This is a genomic window from Kitasatospora sp. NPDC097643 (genome assembly GCF_040302625.1).
In the GTDB taxonomy this organism is placed as follows: Bacteria; Actinomycetota; Actinomycetes; order Streptomycetales; family Streptomycetaceae; genus Kitasatospora.
Genome location: NZ_JBEOSA010000107.1, coordinates 1 through 19,129, shown reverse-complemented (window position 1 = coordinate 19,129; position 19,129 = coordinate 1). Strand labels below are relative to the sequence as shown.

17 protein-coding genes are annotated in these 19,129 nt (G+C 72.6%); 12 read left to right on the top strand and 5 right to left on the bottom strand.

Features of this window, described 5'->3' with window-relative positions; genetic code table 11:
- Nucleotides 1-130: 130 nt before the first annotated feature.
- Both ABTY15_RS37940 and ABTY15_RS37935 read right to left on the bottom strand, forming a co-directional pair.
- Complete coding sequence (locus tag ABTY15_RS37940) at nt 131-1,360, bottom strand: DUF349 domain-containing protein (RefSeq protein ID WP_350606479.1); 1,230 nt, start codon at nt 1,358-1,360, stop codon at nt 131-133.
- A 268-nt stretch (nt 1,361-1,628) separates the two neighbouring features.
- Complete coding sequence (locus ABTY15_RS37935; protein ID WP_350606478.1) at nt 1,629-2,474, bottom strand: peptidylprolyl isomerase; 846 nt, start codon at nt 2,472-2,474, stop codon at nt 1,629-1,631.
- A 250-nt stretch (nt 2,475-2,724) separates the two neighbouring features.
- On the opposite strand from ABTY15_RS37935, the gene ABTY15_RS37930 reads away from it, so the two are divergent.
- From ABTY15_RS37930 to ABTY15_RS37915, 4 genes are all read left to right on the top strand, one after another.
- On the top strand, nt 2,725-3,432 hold the full coding sequence (locus tag ABTY15_RS37930; protein ID WP_350606474.1) for an MBL fold metallo-hydrolase: 708 nt from the start codon (nt 2,725-2,727) through the stop codon (nt 3,430-3,432).
- Between the two features lie 11 nt (nt 3,433-3,443).
- Nucleotides 3,444-4,706, top strand: coding sequence for a histidine--tRNA ligase (hisS, locus tag ABTY15_RS37925; RefSeq protein ID WP_350606471.1), 1,263 nt, complete (start codon nt 3,444-3,446; stop codon nt 4,704-4,706).
- Complete coding sequence (gene aspS / locus ABTY15_RS37920) at nt 4,703-6,493, top strand: aspartate--tRNA ligase (RefSeq protein ID WP_350606467.1); 1,791 nt, start codon at nt 4,703-4,705, stop codon at nt 6,491-6,493. The genes hisS and aspS overlap by 4 nt, the downstream gene beginning before the upstream one ends.
- 120 nt (nt 6,494-6,613) lie before the next feature.
- The gene (locus ABTY15_RS37915) at nt 6,614-7,126 is read left to right on the top strand and encodes a GNAT family N-acetyltransferase (protein WP_502893682.1); all 513 of its coding nucleotides are present in this window, start codon (nt 6,614-6,616) and stop codon (nt 7,124-7,126) included.
- 10 nt (nt 7,127-7,136) lie between these two features.
- On the opposite strand, the gene ABTY15_RS37910 is transcribed toward ABTY15_RS37915, so the two are convergent.
- Nucleotides 7,137-8,042 carry a LysR family transcriptional regulator gene (locus tag ABTY15_RS37910; RefSeq protein WP_350606458.1) on the bottom strand — a complete coding sequence of 302 codons (906 nt, stop codon included), beginning with the start codon at nt 8,040-8,042 and terminating at the stop codon, nt 7,137-7,139.
- A gap of 209 nt (nt 8,043-8,251) precedes the next feature.
- Between ABTY15_RS37910 and ppk2 the strand changes: the two genes are divergently transcribed.
- From ppk2 to rpsD, 4 genes are all read left to right on the top strand, one after another.
- Complete coding sequence (gene ppk2, locus ABTY15_RS37905; protein ID WP_350606455.1) at nt 8,252-9,052, top strand: polyphosphate kinase 2; 801 nt, start codon at nt 8,252-8,254, stop codon at nt 9,050-9,052.
- A gap of 132 nt (nt 9,053-9,184) precedes the next feature.
- Nucleotides 9,185-9,799: a hypothetical protein gene (locus tag ABTY15_RS37900; protein ID WP_350606450.1), complete on the top strand. Its 615-nt coding sequence runs from the start codon at nt 9,185-9,187 to the stop codon at nt 9,797-9,799.
- 46 nt (nt 9,800-9,845) lie between these two features.
- Nucleotides 9,846-11,195, top strand: a complete 1,350-nt coding sequence (locus ABTY15_RS37895; RefSeq protein ID WP_350606447.1) for a replication-associated recombination protein A — start codon at nt 9,846-9,848, stop codon at nt 11,193-11,195.
- Nucleotides 11,196-11,506: 311 nt separating this feature from the next.
- On the top strand, nt 11,507-12,121 hold the full coding sequence (gene rpsD / locus ABTY15_RS37890; RefSeq protein WP_196952100.1) for a 30S ribosomal protein S4: 615 nt from the start codon (nt 11,507-11,509) through the stop codon (nt 12,119-12,121).
- Nucleotides 12,122-12,209: 88 nt separating this feature from the next.
- On the opposite strand, the gene ABTY15_RS37885 is transcribed toward rpsD, so the two are convergent.
- Complete coding sequence (locus tag ABTY15_RS37885; RefSeq protein ID WP_350606441.1) at nt 12,210-12,536, bottom strand: tetratricopeptide repeat protein; 327 nt, start codon at nt 12,534-12,536, stop codon at nt 12,210-12,212.
- 50 nt (nt 12,537-12,586) lie between these two features.
- Nucleotides 12,587-14,830 carry an ATP-binding protein gene (locus ABTY15_RS37880; protein ID WP_350606438.1) on the bottom strand — a complete coding sequence of 748 codons (2,244 nt, stop codon included), beginning with the start codon at nt 14,828-14,830 and terminating at the stop codon, nt 12,587-12,589.
- 218 nt (nt 14,831-15,048) lie between these two features.
- Between ABTY15_RS37880 and ABTY15_RS37875 the strand changes: the two genes are divergently transcribed.
- Genes ABTY15_RS37875 through ruvX form a run of 4 tightly spaced genes read left to right on the top strand, consistent with a single transcriptional unit; the run spans nt 15,049 to nt 19,046 of the window.
- Nucleotides 15,049-15,528, top strand: a complete 480-nt coding sequence (locus ABTY15_RS37875; protein ID WP_350606435.1) for a DUF948 domain-containing protein — start codon at nt 15,049-15,051, stop codon at nt 15,526-15,528.
- A 4-nt stretch (nt 15,529-15,532) separates the two neighbouring features.
- Nucleotides 15,533-15,955, top strand: coding sequence for a DUF6167 family protein (locus ABTY15_RS37870; protein WP_350606433.1), 423 nt, complete (start codon nt 15,533-15,535; stop codon nt 15,953-15,955).
- A complete protein-coding gene (alaS, locus tag ABTY15_RS37865) occupies nt 15,955-18,624 on the top strand; it encodes an alanine--tRNA ligase (protein ID WP_350606429.1) in 2,670 nt (889 codons plus the stop codon). Before ABTY15_RS37870 ends, alaS begins: the two co-directional genes overlap by 1 nt.
- Nucleotides 18,624-19,046, top strand: coding sequence for a Holliday junction resolvase RuvX (gene ruvX / locus ABTY15_RS37860; protein ID WP_350606425.1), 423 nt, complete (start codon nt 18,624-18,626; stop codon nt 19,044-19,046). The genes alaS and ruvX overlap by 1 nt, the downstream gene beginning before the upstream one ends.
- Nucleotides 19,047-19,129 lie beyond the last annotated feature (83 nt).

The following is a 19,129-nucleotide window of genomic DNA, read 5'->3' as shown; positions in this document are numbered from 1 at the left end:
ACGCTCGGCTGGGAAACTCCAGCCGAGCGCCTGCGTACACTGCTCGCGGCTTGATCAACTCACCACGTGTTGCAACGACCCTTCGAATTCGCCACGTCCCCGGGGGCCTTCCGTCGTTCGGGGGCCGGGATCAGCCGCTGAACTCCTCCTGGCTCCGGTGCGCCTGCTCCAGCAGGGTCTGCACGCCGGCCAGCTCGGACTCCAGCTTGGCGGCCTTGGACGCGTTGCCGGCCGCACGGGCCTTGTCCAGGTCGGCCTGGATCTTGTCGGCCTTCGCCTGGAACAGGCCGACCATGCCGGCGGCGCGGGCCTTGGCCTCCGGGTTGGAGCGCTTCCACTCGGCGTCCTCGGCCTCGCGGATCGCCCGCTCGACCGCGTTCAGCCGGCCGTCCAGCTTCGGACGGACGTCACGCGGCACGTGCCCGATCGCCTCCCAGCGCTCGTTGACGTCGCGCAGCGCGGCCTTGGCGGCCTTCAGGTCGGTGATCGGCAGGATCGCCTCGGCCTCGGTGGCCAGCGCCTCCTTCAGCTTCTGGTTCTCCACCTGCTCGGCGTCCCGCTCGCTGAACACCGCGGAACGGGCCTGGAAGAAGACGTCCTGGGCGCCGCGGAACCGCGCCCACAGCTCGTCCTCGACGTCCCGCTGCGCCCGGCCGGCCGCCTTCCAGCGCGCCATCAGGTCGCGGTAGCGGGCCGCGGTGTCACCCCACTCGGTCGACGAGGAGAGCGCCTCGGCCTCGACGACCAGCGCCTCCTTGGTCTGCCGGGCCTGCTCGCGCTCGGCGTCCAGGGTCGCGAAGTGCGCCTTGCGGTGCTTGGAGAAGACCGAGCGGGCGTGCGAGAAGCGGTGCCACAGCTCGTCGTCGCTCTTGCGGTCCAGCCGGGGCAGGCCCTTCCAGGTGTCCACCAGGGCGCGCAGCCGGTCGCCGGCCTCCCGCCACTGGGTGGACTCGGCGAGCTGCTCGGCCTCGGAGACCAGCGCCTCCTTGGCGGTGCGGGTCTCGTCCTGCGCCTTGGCGCGGGCGGCCTTGCGCTCCTCGCGCCGGCTCTCGATCTCACCGGCGAGCGTGTCCAGGCGCTTGGCCAGGGCGTCCAGGTCGCCGACCGCGTGCGCCTCGACGACCTGGGTGCGCAGGTGCTCCAGCGCGGTCTGGGCGTCCTTGGCGGCGAGGTCGGTGGTGCGCACCCGCTTCTCCAGCAGGCCGATCTCCACCTCGATGCCCTGGTACTTGCGCTCGAAGTAGGCGAGGGCCTCCTCGGGCGAGCCGGCCTGCCAGGAACCCACGACGCGTTCGCCGTCGGCCGTCCTGACGTAGACCGTGCCCTGCTCGTCGACACGGCCCCACGGGTCGCTGCTCATAGCGCGTCCTCCACATGACGTCGCGCCCGCGCCGGGGCGGCGCGCGTCCGTCGTCCACAGTTGATGTGCGGCGGACCGATGAGTCCGCCGTCCCCGTCCGCCGAGTTGGTGTAGCTGCCGTGGGTGGCGGCTTGGCGGGTCCGGGCACCCTATACAACGCCAACATAGGCGACCAGGCCCGGTGCTGTCCGCATCCGGGCCGGGCGATTTCGGTCCGGGGCCGCCCCGTTGCGCCTGCGGCGCTGGTCGCGGGCGGCCCCGGAATTCGTCAACCCTTCGTGGTGGTAACCGCGTTGAAGGTGACGTCGGCCATCGGGTGGCCGTCCGGGGCGCCCTCCAGGGTGCCCGCGGCGGCGATCCTCTGCACCACGTCCAGACCGCCGGTGATCTTGCCGAACGGGGTGTAGTTCGGCGGCAGCTGGGTGTCCTTGTACACCAGGAAGAACTGGCTCCCGTTGGTGCCCGGGCCGGAGTTGGCCATCGCCACGGTGCCCGCCGGGTAGGTCGCGCCGGTCAGGTTCTCGTCCGCGAACTTGTAGCCGGGGCCGCCCATGCCGCCCGGCACGGTCGCGCTGGCCGTCGGGTCGCCGCACTGCAGCACGAAGATGCCGCTGGTGGTGAGGCGGTGGCACTTGGTGTGGTCGAAGTACTGCTCGCCGGAGAGGAAGGCGAAGGAGTTCACGGTGTGCGGGGCCTTGGCCGCGTCCAGCGCGATGGTCACCTTGCCGCAGTTGCTGTCCAGCGTCGCGGTGTACGAGGCGCCCGCGTCGATGGTCATGGCCGGCTCGGCCTTGTACTGCTTGCCGTTCGGCGCGCCGGGCGCCGGGTCGGTGCAGCCCTCGACCGGCTTGCGGGTCGGGGTGGTGGGCTCGGTGCCCTTGGTCGGCGCGGCCTGCGCGGTGGCGGCGGCGTCGGTCTTCTTGTCCTTGTCGTCGGAGCTGAACGCCCCGGTGCCGACCAGCGCGCCGCCGCCGGCCAGCACGACCACGGCCAGCGAGGCACCGAGGATCGTGTTGCGGCGCTTGCGCGCGGCTGCGGCGGCCACGCGGTTCTTCATCTGGCGCTCGTACTTGTCCTTGGCGAGCTGCCGCCGCCGCTGTTCGCTGGTGACCACCGGCTGTGTCTCCTACAGATGTGCTGGACCAGTTGTGCTGGAAGAGTGGATGGGATTCCGCAGCGGATCATCGCATCCATCGGCGGCCAAGTGTAGGGACCCGGCCCGTAAGAACGTGGTGAACCTGTCAGGACGAACCGCGGCGCCACCCCTATCTGGTTCGCAACCGGACCCGCACCGCCGGTAGGCTGCCCGTACATCGACCATTAGCCGCATCGCACCTTGCAGCCGTAACCCGTGAAGGACGCGCGTGTTCATCGCCGGATTCCCCGCTGGAGCCTGGGGCACCAACTGCTACCTGGTCGCTCCGGCGGCGGGCGAGGAGTGCGTCATCGTCGATCCCGGCCACCAGGCGGCCCGCGGCGTCGAGGAGCTGGTCCGCGAGCACCGGCTGAAGCCGGTCGCCGTGCTGCTCACGCACGGCCACATCGACCACGTGGCCTCGGTGGTCCCGGTCTGCGGCGCGCGCGGCGTCCCGGCCTGGATCCACCCCGAGGACCGGTACATGATGTCCGACCCGGAGAAGGCGCTCGGCCGCTCCCTGGGCACCCAGCTGATGGGCGAGCTCACCGTCGGCGAGCCCGACGACGTCCGCGAGCTCACCGACGGCAGCGTGCTGGAGCTGGCCGGCCTGAAGCTCACCGTGGACCACGCCCCGGGCCATACCGGGGGGTCGGTGACCTTCCGGACGCCCGGTGCCGAGGACCTCCCCCCGGTGCTGTTCTCGGGCGACCTGCTGTTCGCCGGCTCCATCGGGCGTACCGACCTCCCGGGCGGGGACAGCGAGGCGATCATGACGTCGCTGGCCCGGGTGTGCCTGCCCCTCGACGACACCACCGTGGTCCTCTCCGGCCACGGCGGCCAGACCACCATCGGCCGCGAGCGCGCCACCAACCCCTACCTCCGACAGGCAGCAGGGGCGGCCGGCGCCCCGGCCTTCCCGCGACGAGGAATGTGACGGAAGAGAAGTTGAGCACCTTCACCGCCCCCAAGGGCACCTACGACCTGCTGCCCCCCAGCTCCGCGACCTTCCTGGCGATCCGCGAGCGCATCGCCGCCCCCGCCCGCCGGGCCGGGTACGGGTACATCGAGACCCCGGTCTTCGAGGACGTGAAGCTGTTCTCCCGCGGTGTCGGCGAGTCCACCGACATCGTCAGCAAGGAGATGTACAACCTCACCACCCGGGGCGGCGACGAGCTCGCGCTGCGCCCGGAGGGCACCGCCTCGGTGCTGCGCGCCGCCCTCCAGGCCAACCTGCACAAGCAGGGCAACCTGCCGGTCAAGCTCTGGTACTCCGGCTCCTACTACCGCTACGAGCGGGCGCAGAAGGGCCGCTACCGCCAGTTCTCCCAGGTCGGGGCCGAGGCGATCGGGGCCGAGGACCCGGCGCTGGACGCCGAGCTGATCATCCTGGCCGACGACGCCTTCCGCTCGCTGGGCCTGAGCAACTACTCGCTGCTGCTCAACAGCCTCGGCGACAAGCAGTGCCGCCCGGTCTACCGCGCCGCCCTGGTCGAGTTCCTGGCCGGCCTGGACCTGGACGAGGACACCCGTCACCGCGCCGGGATCAACCCGCTGCGCGTGCTGGACGACAAGCGCGAGTCGGTGCAGGCCCAGCTCGTCGACGCCCCGAAGCTGCGCGACTACCTGTGCGAGGACTGCAAGGCGTACGACGAGAAGGTCCGCGAGCTGCTCACCGCCAACGGCGTGGCCTTCGTCGACGACCCGAAGCTGGTCCGCGGCCTGGACTACTACACCCGCACCACCTTCGAGTTCGTGCACAACGGCCTCGGCGCGCAGTCCGCGATCGGCGGCGGCGGCCGCTACGACGGCCTGTCCGAGATGATCGGTGGCCCGGCGCTGCCCTCGGTCGGCTGGGCGCTCGGCGTGGACCGCACCTTCCTGGCGATGGAGGCCGAGGGTGTCGCCCTCGACCTGCCGGCCGCCACCTCCGTGTACGCCGTCGCGCTCGGCGAGGAGGCCAAGAACGTCCTGTTCGCCAAGGTGGTCGAGCTGCGCCGGGCCGGCGTCGCCACCGACCTCGCCTTCGGCGTCAAGAGCATCAAGAACGCCATGAAGTCCGCCGACCGGTCCGGCGCCCGCTTCGCCCTCGTCGCCGGGGACCGGGACCTCGCCGAGGGCGTCGTCCAGCTCAAGGACCTCACCACCGGCGAGCAGAACCCCGTCGCCCTCGACGCACTCGTCACCACCCTGAAGGAGAAGCAGCTGTGATCCGCACGCACGACGCGGGCACGCTCCGCCCGGAGTATGCAGGCACCACCGTCACCCTGGCCGGCTGGGTCGCCCGCCGCCGCGACCACGGCGGCGTCGCCTTCATCGATCTGCGCGACGCCTCCGGCACCGTGCAGATCGTGGTCCGCGACCTGGAGTCGGTGCACGGCCTGCGCGCCGAGTACTGCGTCAAGGTCGTCGGCGACGTCCGGGTGCGCCCCGAGGGCAACGAGAACCCGGACATCCCGACCGGTGCGGTCGAGGTCGTCGTCAGCGAGATCGAGGTGCTCTCCGAGGCCGCGCCGCTGCCGTTCCCGGTCGCCGAGTACGAGCCGGGCACGGTCAACGAGGAGGTCCGGCTGCGCTACCGCTACCTGGACCTGCGCCGTGAGGGCCCGGCCAAGGGCCTGCGGCTGCGCTCGAAGGTCAACAACATCATCCGCCGGGTGATGGAGGAGAACGACTTCCTCGACATCGAGACGCCGTACCTCACCCGCTCCACCCCCGAGGGCGCCCGCGACTTCCTCGTCCCGGTCCGCCTTCAGCCCGGCCACTGGTACGCGCTGCCGCAGTCGCCCCAGCTGTTCAAGCAGCTGCTGATGGTGGCCGGCATGGAGCGCTACTACCAGATCGCCCGCTGCTTCCGCGACGAGGACTTCCGCGCCGACCGCCAGCCGGAGTTCACCCAGCTGGACATCGAGGCCTCCTTCGTCGACCAGGAGGACATCCTGGCCCTCGGCGAGAAGATCGTCGGCGCCATCTGGCGCGAGGTGCACGGCTACGAGATCCCCAACCCGCTGCCCCGGATGACCTACGCGGACGCCATGTCCCGCTACGGCTCCGACAAGCCGGACGTCCGCTTCGGCCAGGAACTCACCGACCTCACCGAGTACTTCAAGGGCACCGAGTTCCGCGTCTTCCAGGCCCCGTACGTCGGCGCCGTGGTCATGCCGGGCGGTGCCTCCCAGCCGCGCAAGGCGCTCGACGCCTGGCAGGACTGGGCCAAGGCGCGCGGCGCCCGCGGCCTCGCCTACGTCGTCATCGACGCCGAGACCGGTGAGCTGCGCGGCCCCGTCGCCAAGAACCTCTCCGAGGAGCACCTGGCAGGCCTGGCCGCCGCCGCCGGCGCCAAGAACGGCGACGCGATCTTCTTCGCGGCCGGCAAGCAGCGCCCCTCGCAGGAGCTGCTGGGCGCCGCCCGCCTGGAGATCGGCCGCCGCTGCGAGCTGATCGACGAGTCGCAGTGGGCCTTCCTCTGGGTCGTCGACTTCCCGATGTTCGAGCCGATCGAGGACGACAAGGGCGCGTTCCAGGGCTGGCACGCGGTGCACCACCCGTTCACCGCGCCGACCGCCGAGTCGCTGGCCAGCTTCGACACCGACCCCGGTTCGGCCCTGTCCAACGCCTACGACCTGGTGCTCAACGGCTCGGAGCTGGGCGGCGGTTCGATCCGTATCCACCAGCGGGACGTGCAGAAGCGGGCGTTCGACGCGATCGGCCTCTCCGAGGAGGAGGCGGCCTCGCAGTTCGGCTTCCTGCTCGACGCCTTCAACTACGGCCCGCCGCCGCACGGTGGCGTCGCCTTCGGCCTCGACCGGATCGTCACGCTGCTGGGCGGGTACGACACCATCCGGGACGTCATCGCCTTCCCGAAGACGTCCACCGGTGGCGACCCGCTGACCGGCGCCCCGACCCCGATCACCCCGGCGCAGCGCCGCGAGGCCGGCGTGGACGCCCAGCCGAAGCTCCGCGAGGACGCCAAGTCCGAGGCACAGCCCAAGGCCTGACGCCACATCGGATTTCGCATCCGCGGATTTCGCATCCGCTAACCTGCAACGGCCCCGGACGGTCCACCCACCGTCCGGGGCCGGTCCACAACGGCGTGTGACACAGGGAGGGTTGACTCAATGCAGGTGACAACCAGAGTCGAATGTCCGGAGGACGCCCCGGCCACCAGACGCGTCCACATGGCCGCGTTCCCCGGCCCGGACGAGGCGGACCTGGTGGACGCGCTGCGCCGCGATCCGGCCTGGCTGCCCGGGCTGTCGGTGGTCGCGGTCGACGAGTCCGGGCTGGTGATCGGGCACGCGCTGCTGACTCGGCTTCAGGTCGGCGAGGACGGTGCGGGTCTGGCGCTCGCGCCGGTCGCGGTCGCGCCCGAGTGGCAGCGCAAGGGCGTCGGCGAACTCGTCGTCCGGGCCGCGCTGTCGGCGGCCGAGGAGGCGGGGGAGAAGCTCGTGGTCGTGCTCGGCGACCCCGGGTACTACGGGCGGTTCGGCTTCACCCCGGCCGGGCGGCACGAGGTCAGCGGCCCGTTCGAGGTGCCGGAGGCCTACTTCCAGGCGCTGCCGCTGCCGGCGTACGACGGCGGGCCGCGCGGGCTCTGCCGCTACCCGGAACCTTTCGTCGCGACGGTCTAGACCTGCCGGTCTAGACCGCTGCGCCGAAGAACACCGTGGCCCGGCAGCTGCGCACGAACGCGGCCATCGCCGGCGTGAGTTCGCGGTCCTTCGGCCAGTACAGCCCGACCTGGCTCGGGCTGAGCCCCACCACCGGCCGGTACGCCACGTCGTCCCGCGCGGCCAGCCGGCTCATCGTCTCCGGTGCGAATCCGATCCCCTGGCCGCACACCACCGCGGCCAGCCACTCGTCGGTGTTGTGCGCCACCGCGCCGATCCGCACCGGACGACCACCCCGCTCCCGGACCGCCAGCCAGTAGTCGCGCCAGTGCCCGGCCTCGTGCGGGATCGCCACGAACGGTTCGTCCACCAGGTCCTCGAAGCGCAGTTCGGCCCGGGCGGCCAACCGGTGTCCGGCGGGCAGCGCCGCGACCCGCGCCTCCTGGCCGAGCACGGCCGCGTTGTACTGCTCGGACAGCCACGGCGGGCCGTGCCAGAGCGTGAGGTCGATCTCCCCGGTGGCCAGACCCGAGGTCGGGTCGAACCAGTTGTTCTGCCGCAGCTCCACCTGCCAGCCGGGCATCCGCCGGGCGAAGTCGATGACCGTGCTCCGGCTCATCAGATTGACGATCCCGCCCTCGAACCCCACCCGCAGCACCGAGCCCTGCTCGGCGGCCGCCGCCCGGGTGGCGCGCAGCGCGTCGTCCCAGCCGGCCAGCATCGCGCCGGTGTGCGCGGCCAGCGCGCGGCCGGCCGGGGTGGGCGCCATGCCGTGCCGCGAGCGCTCGAACAGCTCGACCCCGAGCAGGGTCTCCAGCTGGCGGATCTGCTTGGTCAGCGTCGGCTGGGAGACGAACAGCCGGGCCGCCGCGGCCGTCAGCTGCCCCTCCTCGCAGACCGCGGCGAAGCTGCGCAGCAGACGGGTGTCGACATCCATGCCCCAAGGTTATGGAACGGGAAATTGGACCCGCTCGGCAGGTGTGGGCCAAGGTTGATCGTTCGGTCTCGCGCCGACCCGACGGGGGAGTCCGGCAGCGGCGGTTCAGGGGGCCGCCGCTGCCGCACACGGGCGCCACGACCTGCGGAACCGGCTGCCGGCGCCTACCGTGAGGGTTCATCAGGAACGGGTGGACGGAGGAGTCCCGGGTGGCCGAGGGGCAGCGACTGGCGCGCAAGTCGTACGAGCGGGAGCTGCTGCGGCTCCAGCAGGAGCTGGTGAAGCTCCAGGAGTGGGTGCGGGTCGAGGGGGCCCGGCTGGTGGTGGTCTTCGAGGGGCGGGACGCGGCCGGAAAGGGCGGCGCGATCAAGCGGGTGACGGAGTATCTCAACCCGCGCATCGCCCGGGTCGCGGCGCTGCCGACCCCGACCGAGCGGCAGAAGAGCCAGTGGTACTTCCAGCGGTACGTCGAGGAGCTGCCGGCCGCCGGGGAGATCGTGCTGTTCGACCGCAGCTGGTACAACCGGGCCGGCGTCGAGCGGGTGATGGGCTTCTGCACCGACGAGGAGTACTGGCAGTTCCTGCACCAGTGCCCGACCTTCGAGCGGATGCTGATCGAGGCGGGCATCCTGCTGCGCAAGTACTGGTTCTCGGTGAGCGACACCGAGCAGGAGCGGCGGTTCCGGGCCCGGCTGGAGGACCCGATGAAGCGCTGGAAGCTCTCCCCGATGGACGTCGAGTCGCTCACCCGCTGGGAGGAGTACTCGCGGGCCAAGGACGAGATGTTCGTCTACACCGACACCCCGGACTCGCCCTGGCACGTGGTGGAGAGCGACGACAAGCGCCGGGCCCGGATCAACATGATCGCCCACCTGCTCTCCACCGTGCCGTACCACGAGATCACCGCTCCCGAGGTGGACCTGCCGCCCCGCCCGGCCCCGCGCGGCTACCAGCGGCCGCCGCGCGACCTCCAGAAGTACATCCCGGACCACGCGGCCGGGCTGGGGTAGGGCACCGTACCCGGACGTCCTCCGAATGGCCGTGTGGCCTTGCCGCGGCCGGGGCCAGGCCGTGCGATGGACCTGACCAGCACGGCGCGGGCGCCCGGCGCGGCGCCCGCCGGACGTCAGGAGACTCCGCCCATGTTCGTACGCACCGGCTACTTCACCGGCGACCCGGCCCGCCTCGACCTGGCGCTCGACGGACTGCGCGGCGAGGCGCTCGGCCTGCTCACGGCCGAGCCCGGCTACCGGGGCTTCGGGCTGTTCGCCAACCGGGAGCTCGGGGTGTTCACCATGGGCTCCTGGTGGGAGAGCGCGCAGGCCGAGCGGGCCAGCGACGAGCGGCTGCGCGAGCGGCGGGCCGAACTGGTGGCGCCCTTCGGCGGGACGGCGGCCACCGACGTCTGGGAGGCCGCGGTGTTCGCCCCGCCCGGGGAGGGCGGCCCCGGCGGTGGCTTCCGGCTGGTGCGGGCCGACTTCGACCCGGCCGCGGCGGACGGGCTGGTCGAGCTCTTCCGGGAGAAGGGCCTGCCCAGGCTCCAGCAGATGGACGGCTTCGTCGGCGGCGCCCTGCTGATCCAGCGCGACCGGGGCCGCGCCTCGGTGGGTGCGGTCTTCCGGGACCAGGCCGCACTGGCGGCCTCGCGCGGCCCGCAGGCCGAGGCCCGGGCCAGGATCACCGCCGCCGCGGGCGTGACGGTGCGCTCGGTCGAGGAGTTCGAGGTGGTCCTGCTGGACCGCCCCTCGCAGGATTAGCCCTGACCCGGGCGGGTGTGTCGGCGTGCTCGCATAGGCTTCCGGTGTGGACGAACCGGACCTCTTCACCGCCGCCGCCGAGGAACGCCAGAGCCGGGAGCCGGGCCGGGCCCCGCTGGCCGTGCGGATGCGCCCGCGCACCCTGGACGAGGTGGCCGGGCAGCGGCAGCTGCTGAAGCCCGGCTCGCCGCTGCGCCGGCTGGTCGCGGGCTCGCGCGGGCCGGCGGCGACCAGCTCGGTGATCCTCTGGGGCCCGCCCGGCACCGGCAAGACCACCCTCGCGCACGTGATCAGCCAGGCCGTGGAGGGCCGCTTCGTCGAGCTGTCCGCGATCACCGCCGGGGTCAAGGAGGTCCGGGCGGTGATCGACGGCGCCCGGCGGGCGGTCGGCATGAGCGGCCGGGAGACGGTGCTCTTCCTGGACGAGATCCACCGCTTCTCCAAGGCCCAGCAGGACTCGCTGCTACCGGCGGTGGAGAACCGCTGGGTCACCCTGATCGCGGCCACCACCGAGAACCCGTACTTCTCGGTGATCTCCCCGCTGCTGTCCCGGTCGCTGCTGCTCACCCTGGAGTCGCTCACCGACGAGGACATCCGCGCGCTGCTGCGCCGCGCGGTGGCCGACGAGCGCGGGCTGGGCGGCGCGCTGGAGCTGACCGCGGAGGCCGAGGACCATCTGGTGCGGCTGGCCGGCGGGGACGCCCGGCGGGCGCTCACCACGCTGGAGGCGGCGGCCGGTGCGGCCCTGGAGAAGGGCGAGGCGGGCATCACGCTGGCCACCACCGAGACGGCGGTGAACCAGGCGGCGGTCCGCTACGACAAGGACGGCGACCAGCACTACGACGTGGCGAGCGCGCTGATCAAGTCGATCCGCGGCAGCGACGTGGACGCCACCCTGCACTACCTGGCCCGGATGATCGAGGCGGGCGAGGACCCGCGGTTCATCGCCCGCCGGCTGATGATCTCGGCCAGCGAGGACGTCGGCCTGGCGGACCCGACGGCGCTGCCGACGGCGGTCGCGGCGGCCCAGGCGGTGGCGCTGATCGGCTTCCCGGAGGCGCGGATCATCCTGTCCCAGGCGGCGATCGCGCTGGCCCTGGCGCCCAAGTCGAACGCGGCCTACCTGGCGATCGACGCGGCGCTGGCGGACGTCCGGCAGGGCCTGGCGGGCGCGGTGCCGCCGCACCTGCGGGACGCGCACTACGGCGGGGCGGGCAAGCTCGGCCACGGCCAGGGCTACCAGTACCCGCACGACCTGCCGGAGGGCATCGCGGCGCAGCAGTACGCGCCGGACGCGGTGCACGGCAAGGAGTACTACCAGCCGACCCGGCGGGGCGGCGAGGCCCGGTACGCGGACGTGGTGGAGTGGACGCGGGGGCGGCTCAAGGGGCAGTGATCCGCCCGGTATACTCGATCGGAGTGCCATGTCCCGGGACGGCGGCGGGGGAGACCCAGCCGACCGGCCGCACCAGCGGGACACCGGCCGTAGGCCTCCTCCGGGAGGTCCGCACCAGGAGCGTCGCGCACCGTTTCGGTGTCGCGGGCGGCCCAGGTTCTGGGCTGTTCCGTGTGACAAGCACATTCGTGCCCGGCTCCGGAGAGCGGCTGATCCCGTCGCGCAGACGGCGGGGTTTTCTCCGGGTCGCGAGATGCGACCTCCGTCAACACCTGGTGAAGCCGTATTCGTAAGCAAGGAAGGTTTGGTTCATGGCGAACCAGAAGCGTCCCAAGGTCAAGATCGCGCGTGCGCTCGGCGTGCCGCTGACCCCGAAGTCCGTCAAGTACTTCGAGGCCCGCCCGTACCCGCCCGGCCAGCACGGCCGTGGCCGCAAGCAGAACTCGGACTACAAGGTCCGTCTGCTCGAGAAGCAGCGTCTTCGCGCCCAGTACGACCTGAGCGAGAAGCAGCTGTCGCGTGCGTTCGACCGCGCGAAGAAGGCCGAGGGCAAGACCGGTGAGGCGCTCGTCGCCGAGCTGGAGACCCGTCTGGACTCGCTGGTGCTGCGTTCGGGCATCGCCCGCACCATCTACCAGGCCCGTCAGATGGTCGTCCACGGCCACATCGAGGTCAACGGTGGCAAGGTCAACAAGCCGTCGTTCCAGATGAAGCCGGGCTTCGTGGTCACCGTCCGCGAGCGCAGCAAGGAGAAGGTCCCGTTCCAGGTCGCCCGTGAGGGTGGCTACGCGGGCGAGGGCCAGACCCCGAAGTACCTCGAGGTCAACCTGAAGGCCCTGGCCTTCCGCCTGGACCGTGCGCCGCAGCGCAAGGAGGTCCCGGTGATCTGTGACGAGCAGCTGGTCGTCGAGTACTACTCGCGCTGACCCGCGGCTGGTCCCGCACCTGCGGTACCCCAGCGAGCCCCCGTCGCCTTCCGAGGCGGCGGGGGCTCGCCCCGTTCCCGGGGCGTCGTCAGAGGCTCTCGCCGGTCATCGCGGCGGCCAGCCGCAGGTGCGGGCGGGCCTCCGCGGCGCGGCCCTGGCGCTCCAGGGTGCGGCCGAGCATCAGCCGGGCGTAGTCCTCGGCCGGGTCGGCGTCGAGGATCCGGCGCAGTTCGGCCTCGGCGCGGCCGAGCTGGGCGGAGTGGTAGTAGCTGCGGGCGAGCAGCAGCCGGACGGAGAGGTTGGCCGGCTCCTCGGCCAGCACGCCCTCCAGCATGCGGGCGGCGTCGCTGTACGACTTGGACTCGAAGTGGAACTTCGCGAGGCGGTACTCGTCGGCGGCGGTCTGGACGGCCACGGGGGGCTCCTTCCGGGTGGTTCCTTGCCCCCTCAAGCAACGGACAAGTTTCAACTATTCCGGACCGGCGAGGGGGCCGGCGCGGGCGGCACCGCGTGCGGCCCGGGCCCCGGTCCGGGGCCGTCGGCGGCCCCGCCGCCGCCCAGCGCCCGGGAGACCGCGGCGTCCAGGTCGAGCCGGGCGCCGGCCTCGTAGCAGTCCTCGTACTCCTGCTCGGTCAGGCCGGCCCGGGCCCGCTCGGCGCACTCCTGGTGCGGGCCGAAGAAGGAGCGCGAGCCCAGGAACGGCGTGCCGACGGTGCGCCAGATCCGGTGCGCGGCGCCCTGGAGCACCCGGGCCTCGCACAGGTTGCCCGGGGTGTCCGGGCCGCTGGGCTCGGTCTCCAGCAGTGCCAGCAGGTCGATCCCCAGCACGATGCCCAGCAGGTCGTGGAACAGGTGGTTGAGCCGGACGCACTCCCGGGCCAGGGCGCGGGCCGCGCGCACGGCGCCGTCCAGCCAGTGCGAGTAGGCCATCGCGTACAGCACGTACGCGTACGCCCACTGCTCGCCGTGCTCCTCGCACAGCTCCCGGGCCTGGCCCATCCAGAGCTCGCCGCTCTCCTGGTCGCCCTGGAAGAGGTAGGCGATGCCCAGCTCGAACATGGCCATCAGGACGTTGCTGTTGAGCTCGCCGATGCTGCGGTAGTGCCAGAGCGCCTCCTCGAACAGCTCGGCGGCGCGGGCCGGTTCGTCGCCGATCAGGGCCGCGCAGCCCTGTCTGTGGACGGCGTAGGCGAGCGCCCGGTCGTCGCCGGTGTCCAGGGCCTGGCGGCGGCACTCCTCCAGGGCTGGGCGGGCCGCCTCCAGGTCGCCCTGGAGGGTGGCCATGTAGCCGGTCACCCAGAGCGCCTTGGCGCGGGCCTCGGTCGGGGAGCGGTCCAGGGCGAGCGCGCGGTCCAGCCAGTGCCGGCCCTCGCCGAGGTGGCCGCAGCCGACCCAGTAGAACCAGAGCGTGCCGGCCAGCAGCAGGGCGATCTGCTCCTCGCCGGGCTCGGCCAGGCAGAACTCCAGGGCCGCGCGCAGGTTGGTGTGGGCGAGCTCGGTGCGTTCGGCGGTCTCCGCCTGCCGGGATCCGAACCACTCGACCTCGCCCCAGGTGGCCACGCCCAGGTACCAGTCCCGGTGGCGGCGCAGCAGCCGGTGTTCCTCGCCGGCCGCGCGCAGCCAGTGGCCGCCGTACTCGCGCAGGGTGTCCAGCAGCCGGAAGCGGACGCCGAAGGCGCTGTCCTCGCGCATCACCACGGATTTGGCGACGAGTTCGGTGAGCAGGTCGAGCACGTCCTCGGCCTCGATGCCCTCGCCGGCGCAGACGTACTCGGCGGCCTCCAGGTCGAAGCCGCCGGCGAAGACCGACAGGCGGGCCCAGAATAAACGTTCCTGCACCGTGCAGAGCTCGTGACTCCAGCCGATCGTGGTCCGCAGCGTCTGGTGTCTCGGCAGGGCCGTCCGGGCGCCTCCGGTGAGCAGCCGGAACCGGTCGTCCAGCCGGGCGGTGATCTGCTCCACCGACAGCGCCCGCAGCCGCACCGCCGCCAGCTCCACGGCCAGCGGGATGCCGTCCAGCCGGCGGCAGAGCAGGCCGACCGCCTCGGTGTTCGCCTCGGTCACCTCGAAGGACGGCAGCACCTCGCGGGCCCGCTCGGCGAACAGCCGCACCGCGTCCGGCAGCGTGCCCGGGTGGGCCCGGTCCTTGGCCGGCGGGCCCGCCGGCAGGGGGCCGACCGGCAGCGGCGCCAGGGTCAGCAGGTGCTCGCCGCCGGCCCGCAGCGCGGCCCGGCTGGTGGCCAGCACCCGCAGCCCGGGCAGCGCCCGCAGCAGGGCGTCCACCAGCTCCGCGCAGGCCTCCACCAGGTGCTCGCAGCCGTCCAGCACCAGCAGCAGGCGCCGGCCGGCCAGCTGCCCGGTCAGCACGTCCAGCGGCGGCCGGGCGGTGCCGTCGGTCAGCCGCAGCGCCTCCAGGACGGCGTGGCCCAGCAGCAGCGGATCCTGCACCGGGGCCACGTCCACCAGCCAGGTGCCGTCCGGGAAGGCGCCGGCCGCCCGGGCCGCCGCGCGCAGCGCCAGCCGGCTCTTGCCGACCCCGCCGGTCCCGGTCACCGTGACCAGCCGGGCGGCGGCCAACAGGCGGGCCAGCTCGGTCAGTTCGTGCTGCCGCCCGACGAAGCCGGTGACCTCGGCCGGCAGCCGGCCGGGCTCCGTCCCGCGCGGCCACGCCGCGGCCTCCCCGGGCTGTGCTGTCCAGTCGACGGCCAAGCGGTGCTCCCCGTGTTCCGGCCCGGACCGCCACGGCCCGGACGTGTGTCGGGCCGTACGGGCGACGGCCCGCCTGGCAGAACGAGGTGACCGAACGGTAGGTTACGCGCGCGGTTCGTACACCCGACCGGATCACCGGCCGTAACCCGGTCCGGAAACCGCGCGTCGGCGCGATAGGGTTCCTTTCGGGAAACAGCAAGGCGAGGGAGCGCGCAAAGGTGTCCGTGGGAGAGCTGGCCGGATTGCTCGTCGCCGTGTTCTGGGCGGTCCTGGTCACCCTGCTCGCCGTGGTGCTGGTCCGGCTCTCGCGGGTGCTGAAGGAGGCCACCGTCCTGGTCTCCGCGGTCACCGAACAGGCCGTCCCGCTGCTGACCGACGCGGGCGCCGCGGTGCGCAGCGCCAACCAGCAGCTGGAGCGGGTCGACGAGATCACCGCCAACGTGCAGGACGCCGCCGCCAACGCCAACGCGCTGTCCTCCACCGTCGCGGCCACGCTGGGCGGGCCGCTGGTGAAGGTCGCGGCCTTCAGCTACGGCGTCCGCAAGGCCGTCGCCAAGCAGCAGGGCGGCCTGCCGACCGTGCCCGCCCAGGCGGGCGAGCGCGAGGAGCTGGCCCGGCTGATCCGGGCCGAGGTGCGTGCCGCGACCGCGCCCAGGAACGGCCTGCTCTCGCGGGTCCGGCGTGCGGTGAGGGGCTGACGACGTGGTGCGACGCATCTTCTGGATGGCGGTCGGCGCCGGCGCCACCGTCTGGGCCATGAACAAGGCCAACGAGGCCGTGCAGCGGCTCACCCCGGACAACCTGTCCGGCACCGCCGCGCGCGGCGCGCTGCACCTGGGCGACCTGGCCAAGCAGTTCGCGCAGGACGTGCGGGCCGGCATGGCCGAGCGCGAGGAGCAGCTGCGCGACGACCTCGGGCTGCACGGCACCGCCGTCGTCGAGCCCCGGCAGCGCCGGGCCCTCCGGGGCGAGCCGCAGTACCGAGCTATCTCGGCGGCGCCCGGCAGCCCGGCCGCCGCCCTGCCCCCGTCCCGCAGTGCCCGCCAGACCCCCCAAGCCATCGAAAACCCGTCCCGCCGCGCCCTGCCGCCGCGGGACGGCACCCCGAACCGGAAGGACCACTAATGGAGTCGGCTGAGATCCGCCGCCGCTGGCTGCGCTTCTTCGAGGAGCGCGGCCACACCGTCGTTCCGTCGGCGTCCCTGGTCGCCGACGACCCCACCCTGCTGCTGGTCAACGCCGGCATGGTGCCGTTCAAGCCCTACTTCCTGGGTGAGATCAAGCCGCAGTTCTCGCGCGCCACCAGCGTCCAGAAGTGCGTGCGCACCCTGGACATCGAGGAGGTCGGGAAGACCACCCGGCACGGCTCCTTCTTCCAGATGTGCGGCAACTTCTCCTTCGGCGACTACTTCAAGGAAGGCGCCATCAAGTTCGCCTGGGAGCTGCTCACCACTCCCGTCGCGGACGGCGGCTACGGCCTGGAGCCGGAGAAGCTCTGGATCACCGTCTACAAGGACGACGACGAGGCGGAGCAGATCTGGCGTGACGTCATCGGCGTCCCGTCCGAGCGGATCCAGCGCCTCGGCATGAAGGACAACTTCTGGTCGATGGGCGTCCCCGGCCCGTGCGGCCCGTGCTCGGAGATCAACTACGACCGCGGCCCCGCGTACGGCGAGGAGGGCGGCCCGGCGGTCAACGGCGAGCGCTACCTGGAGATCTGGAACCTGGTCTTCATGCAGTACGAGCGCGGCCACGGCGACGGCAAGGACGGCTTCGAGATCCTCGGCGACCTGCCGAGCAAGAACATCGACACCGGCCTCGGCCTGGAGCGCCTCGCCGCCATCCTCCAGGGCGTCGACAACCTCTTCGAGATCGACACCAGCCGGATGATCCTCGACCACGCCGCCGCGCTGACCGGCCACACCTACGGCGCCGACCACAAGTCGGACGTCTCGCTGCGCGTGGTCACCGACCACATCCGCACCGCGCTGATGCTGGTCGGCGACGGCGTCACCCCCGGCAACGAGGGCCGCGGCTACGTGCTGCGCCGCATCCTGCGCCGCGCCATCCGCAACATGCGCCTGCTGGGCGCCACCGAGCCGGTGGCCAAGGAGCTCATCGACACCGCCATCAAGGCGATGGCCCCGCAGTACCCGGAGCTGGAGACCGAGCGCAAGCGCATCGAGACGGTCGTCATCGCCGAGGAGGTGGCCTTCCTCCAGACCCTGAAGGCGGGCACCAGCCTGCTGGACGCCGCGGTCACCGAGACCAAGCAGTCCGGCGGCGCCGTCCTCTCCGGCGACCAGGCCTTCAAGCTGCACGACACCTACGGCTTCCCGATCGACCTCACCCTGGAGATGGCCGAGGAGCAGGGCCTCCAGGTGGACGAGGCCGGCTTCCGCCGCCTGATGCAGGAGCAGCGGGACCGCGCCAAGGCGGACGCCAAGGCCAAGAAGATGGGTCACGCCGACGTCGCCGCGTACCGCGAGGTCGCCGACAAGAGCGGTGCCAGCGTCTTCACCGGCTACACCCTCACCGAGGGCGAGGCCACCGTGGTCGGCCTGCTGGTGGACGGCGTTCCGGCGCCGGCCGCCTCCGAGGGCGACGAGGTCGAGATCATCCTCGACCGCACCCCGTTCTACGCCGAGGGCGGTGGCCAGCTCGCCGACCAGGGCCGGATCCGGCTGGAGTCCGGCGCGGTGGTGGAGATCCGCGACGTGCAGCAGCCCGTCCCGGGCGTCGTCGTGCACTCCGGCGGCGTGCTGTTCGGCGAGGTCGTGCTCGGCGCCTCGGCGTACGCCACGATCGACATCGACCGCCGCCGGGCGATCGCCCGCGCCCACTCGGCCACCCACCTGACCCACCAGGCGCTGCGCGACGCGCTCGGCCCGACGGCCGCCCAGGCCGGTTCGGAGAACGCCCCCGGCCGCTTCCGCTTCGACTTCGGCTCGCCCGCCGCCGTCCCGGGCAGCGTGCTGGTCGACGTCGAGCAGAAGATCAACGACGTGCTGGGCCGCGAGCTGGAGGTCACCGCCGAGGTCATGACGATGGACCAGGCCCGCAAGGCCGGCGCCATCGCGATGTTCGGCGAGAAGTACGGCGACGAGGTCCGGGTCGTCACCATCGGCGACTTCTCCAAGGAGCTGTGCGGTGGCACGCACGTCGGCAACACCGCCCAGCTGGGCCTGGTGAAGCTGCTCGGCGAGTCCTCGATCGGCTCCGGCGTGCGCCGGGTCGAGGCGCTGGTCGGCGTCGACGCGTACAAGTTCCTCGCCCGCGAGCACACCGTGGTCGCCCAGCTCACCGAGCTGGTCAAGGGCCGCCCGGAGGAGCTGCCGGAGAAGATCTCGGGCATGCTCGCCAAGCTCAAGGACGCCGAGAAGGAGATCGAGCGCTTCCGCGCCGAGAAGGTGCTGGCCGCCGCGGCGGGCCTGGCCGACTCGGCCGAGGACGTGCACGGGATCTCCGTGGTGGCCGCGCAGGTCGCCGACGGCGTGGGCGCGGACGAGCTGCGCAAGCTCGTCCTGGACGTGCGCGGCCGCCTCGGCTCGCGCCCGGCCGTGGTCGCCGCCTTCACCGTGGCGAACGACCGCCCGCTGACCGTGATCGCCACCAACGAGGACGCCCGCGGCCGGGGCGTCAAGGCCGGCGAGCTGGTCCGCGTGGCCGCCAAGACCCTCGGCGGCGGCGGTGGCGGCAAGGACGACGTCGCCCAGGGCGGCGGCAGCAACCCGGCCGCGGTCGGCGAGGCCATCGCCGCGGTGCGCGGCCTGGTCGCGGAGCGCGCCAGCTGATGGAGCCCGTCCAGGAGGAGCGCCCGTTCCGACGGGGGCGGCGGATCGCCGTCGACGTCGGGGACGCCCGGATCGGGGTCGCGTCCTGCGACCCCGACGGGGTGCTCGCCACGCCCGTGGAGACCGTCCCGGCCGGCGTGAAGTCGCAGGCCAGGATCGCCGCCATCGTCGAGGAGTACGACGCGATGGAGGTGATCGTCGGGCTGCCGCGCTCGCTGAGCGGCAAGGAGGGCCCGGCGGCGGAGAAGGTCCGCGCGTACGCGGCGCGGCTGGCCAACCGGCTCTACCCGGTGCCGGTGCGGCTGGTCGACGAGCGGATGTCGACCGTCACCGCGACGCACGGGCTGCGCGCCTCGGGGGTCAAGGCGAAGAAGGGCCGCTCGGTGGTCGACCAGGCCGCGGCCGTGGTGAAGCCTTGGTAAGGTTCTTCGCGTTGCGTCGAATTAAGCCACATGCTCCGCTGCTTGTGCGGGCCCCCGTCAATTCCTTTGAGTTTTAGCCTTGC

What these genes read in the sequence shown, in the direction of transcription:
- ruvX (WP_350606425.1), top strand. Translation starts at nt 18,624, where the DNA reads ATGGAGCCCGTCCAGGAGGAGCGCCCGTTCCGACGGGGGCGGCGGATC.
- alaS (WP_350606429.1), top strand. Translation starts at nt 15,955, where the DNA reads ATGGAGTCGGCTGAGATCCGCCGCCGCTGGCTGCGCTTCTTCGAGGAG.
- ABTY15_RS37940 (WP_350606479.1), bottom strand. Translation starts at nt 1,360, where the DNA reads ATGAGCAGCGACCCGTGGGGCCGTGTCGACGAGCAGGGCACGGTCTAC.
- ABTY15_RS37900 (WP_350606450.1), top strand. Translation starts at nt 9,185, where the DNA reads ATGTTCGTACGCACCGGCTACTTCACCGGCGACCCGGCCCGCCTCGAC.
- rpsD (WP_196952100.1), top strand. Translation starts at nt 11,507, where the DNA reads ATGGCGAACCAGAAGCGTCCCAAGGTCAAGATCGCGCGTGCGCTCGGC.
- ABTY15_RS37910 (WP_350606458.1), bottom strand. Translation starts at nt 8,042, where the DNA reads ATGGATGTCGACACCCGTCTGCTGCGCAGCTTCGCCGCGGTCTGCGAG.
- ABTY15_RS37915 (WP_502893682.1), top strand. Translation starts at nt 6,614, where the DNA reads ATGCAGGTGACAACCAGAGTCGAATGTCCGGAGGACGCCCCGGCCACC.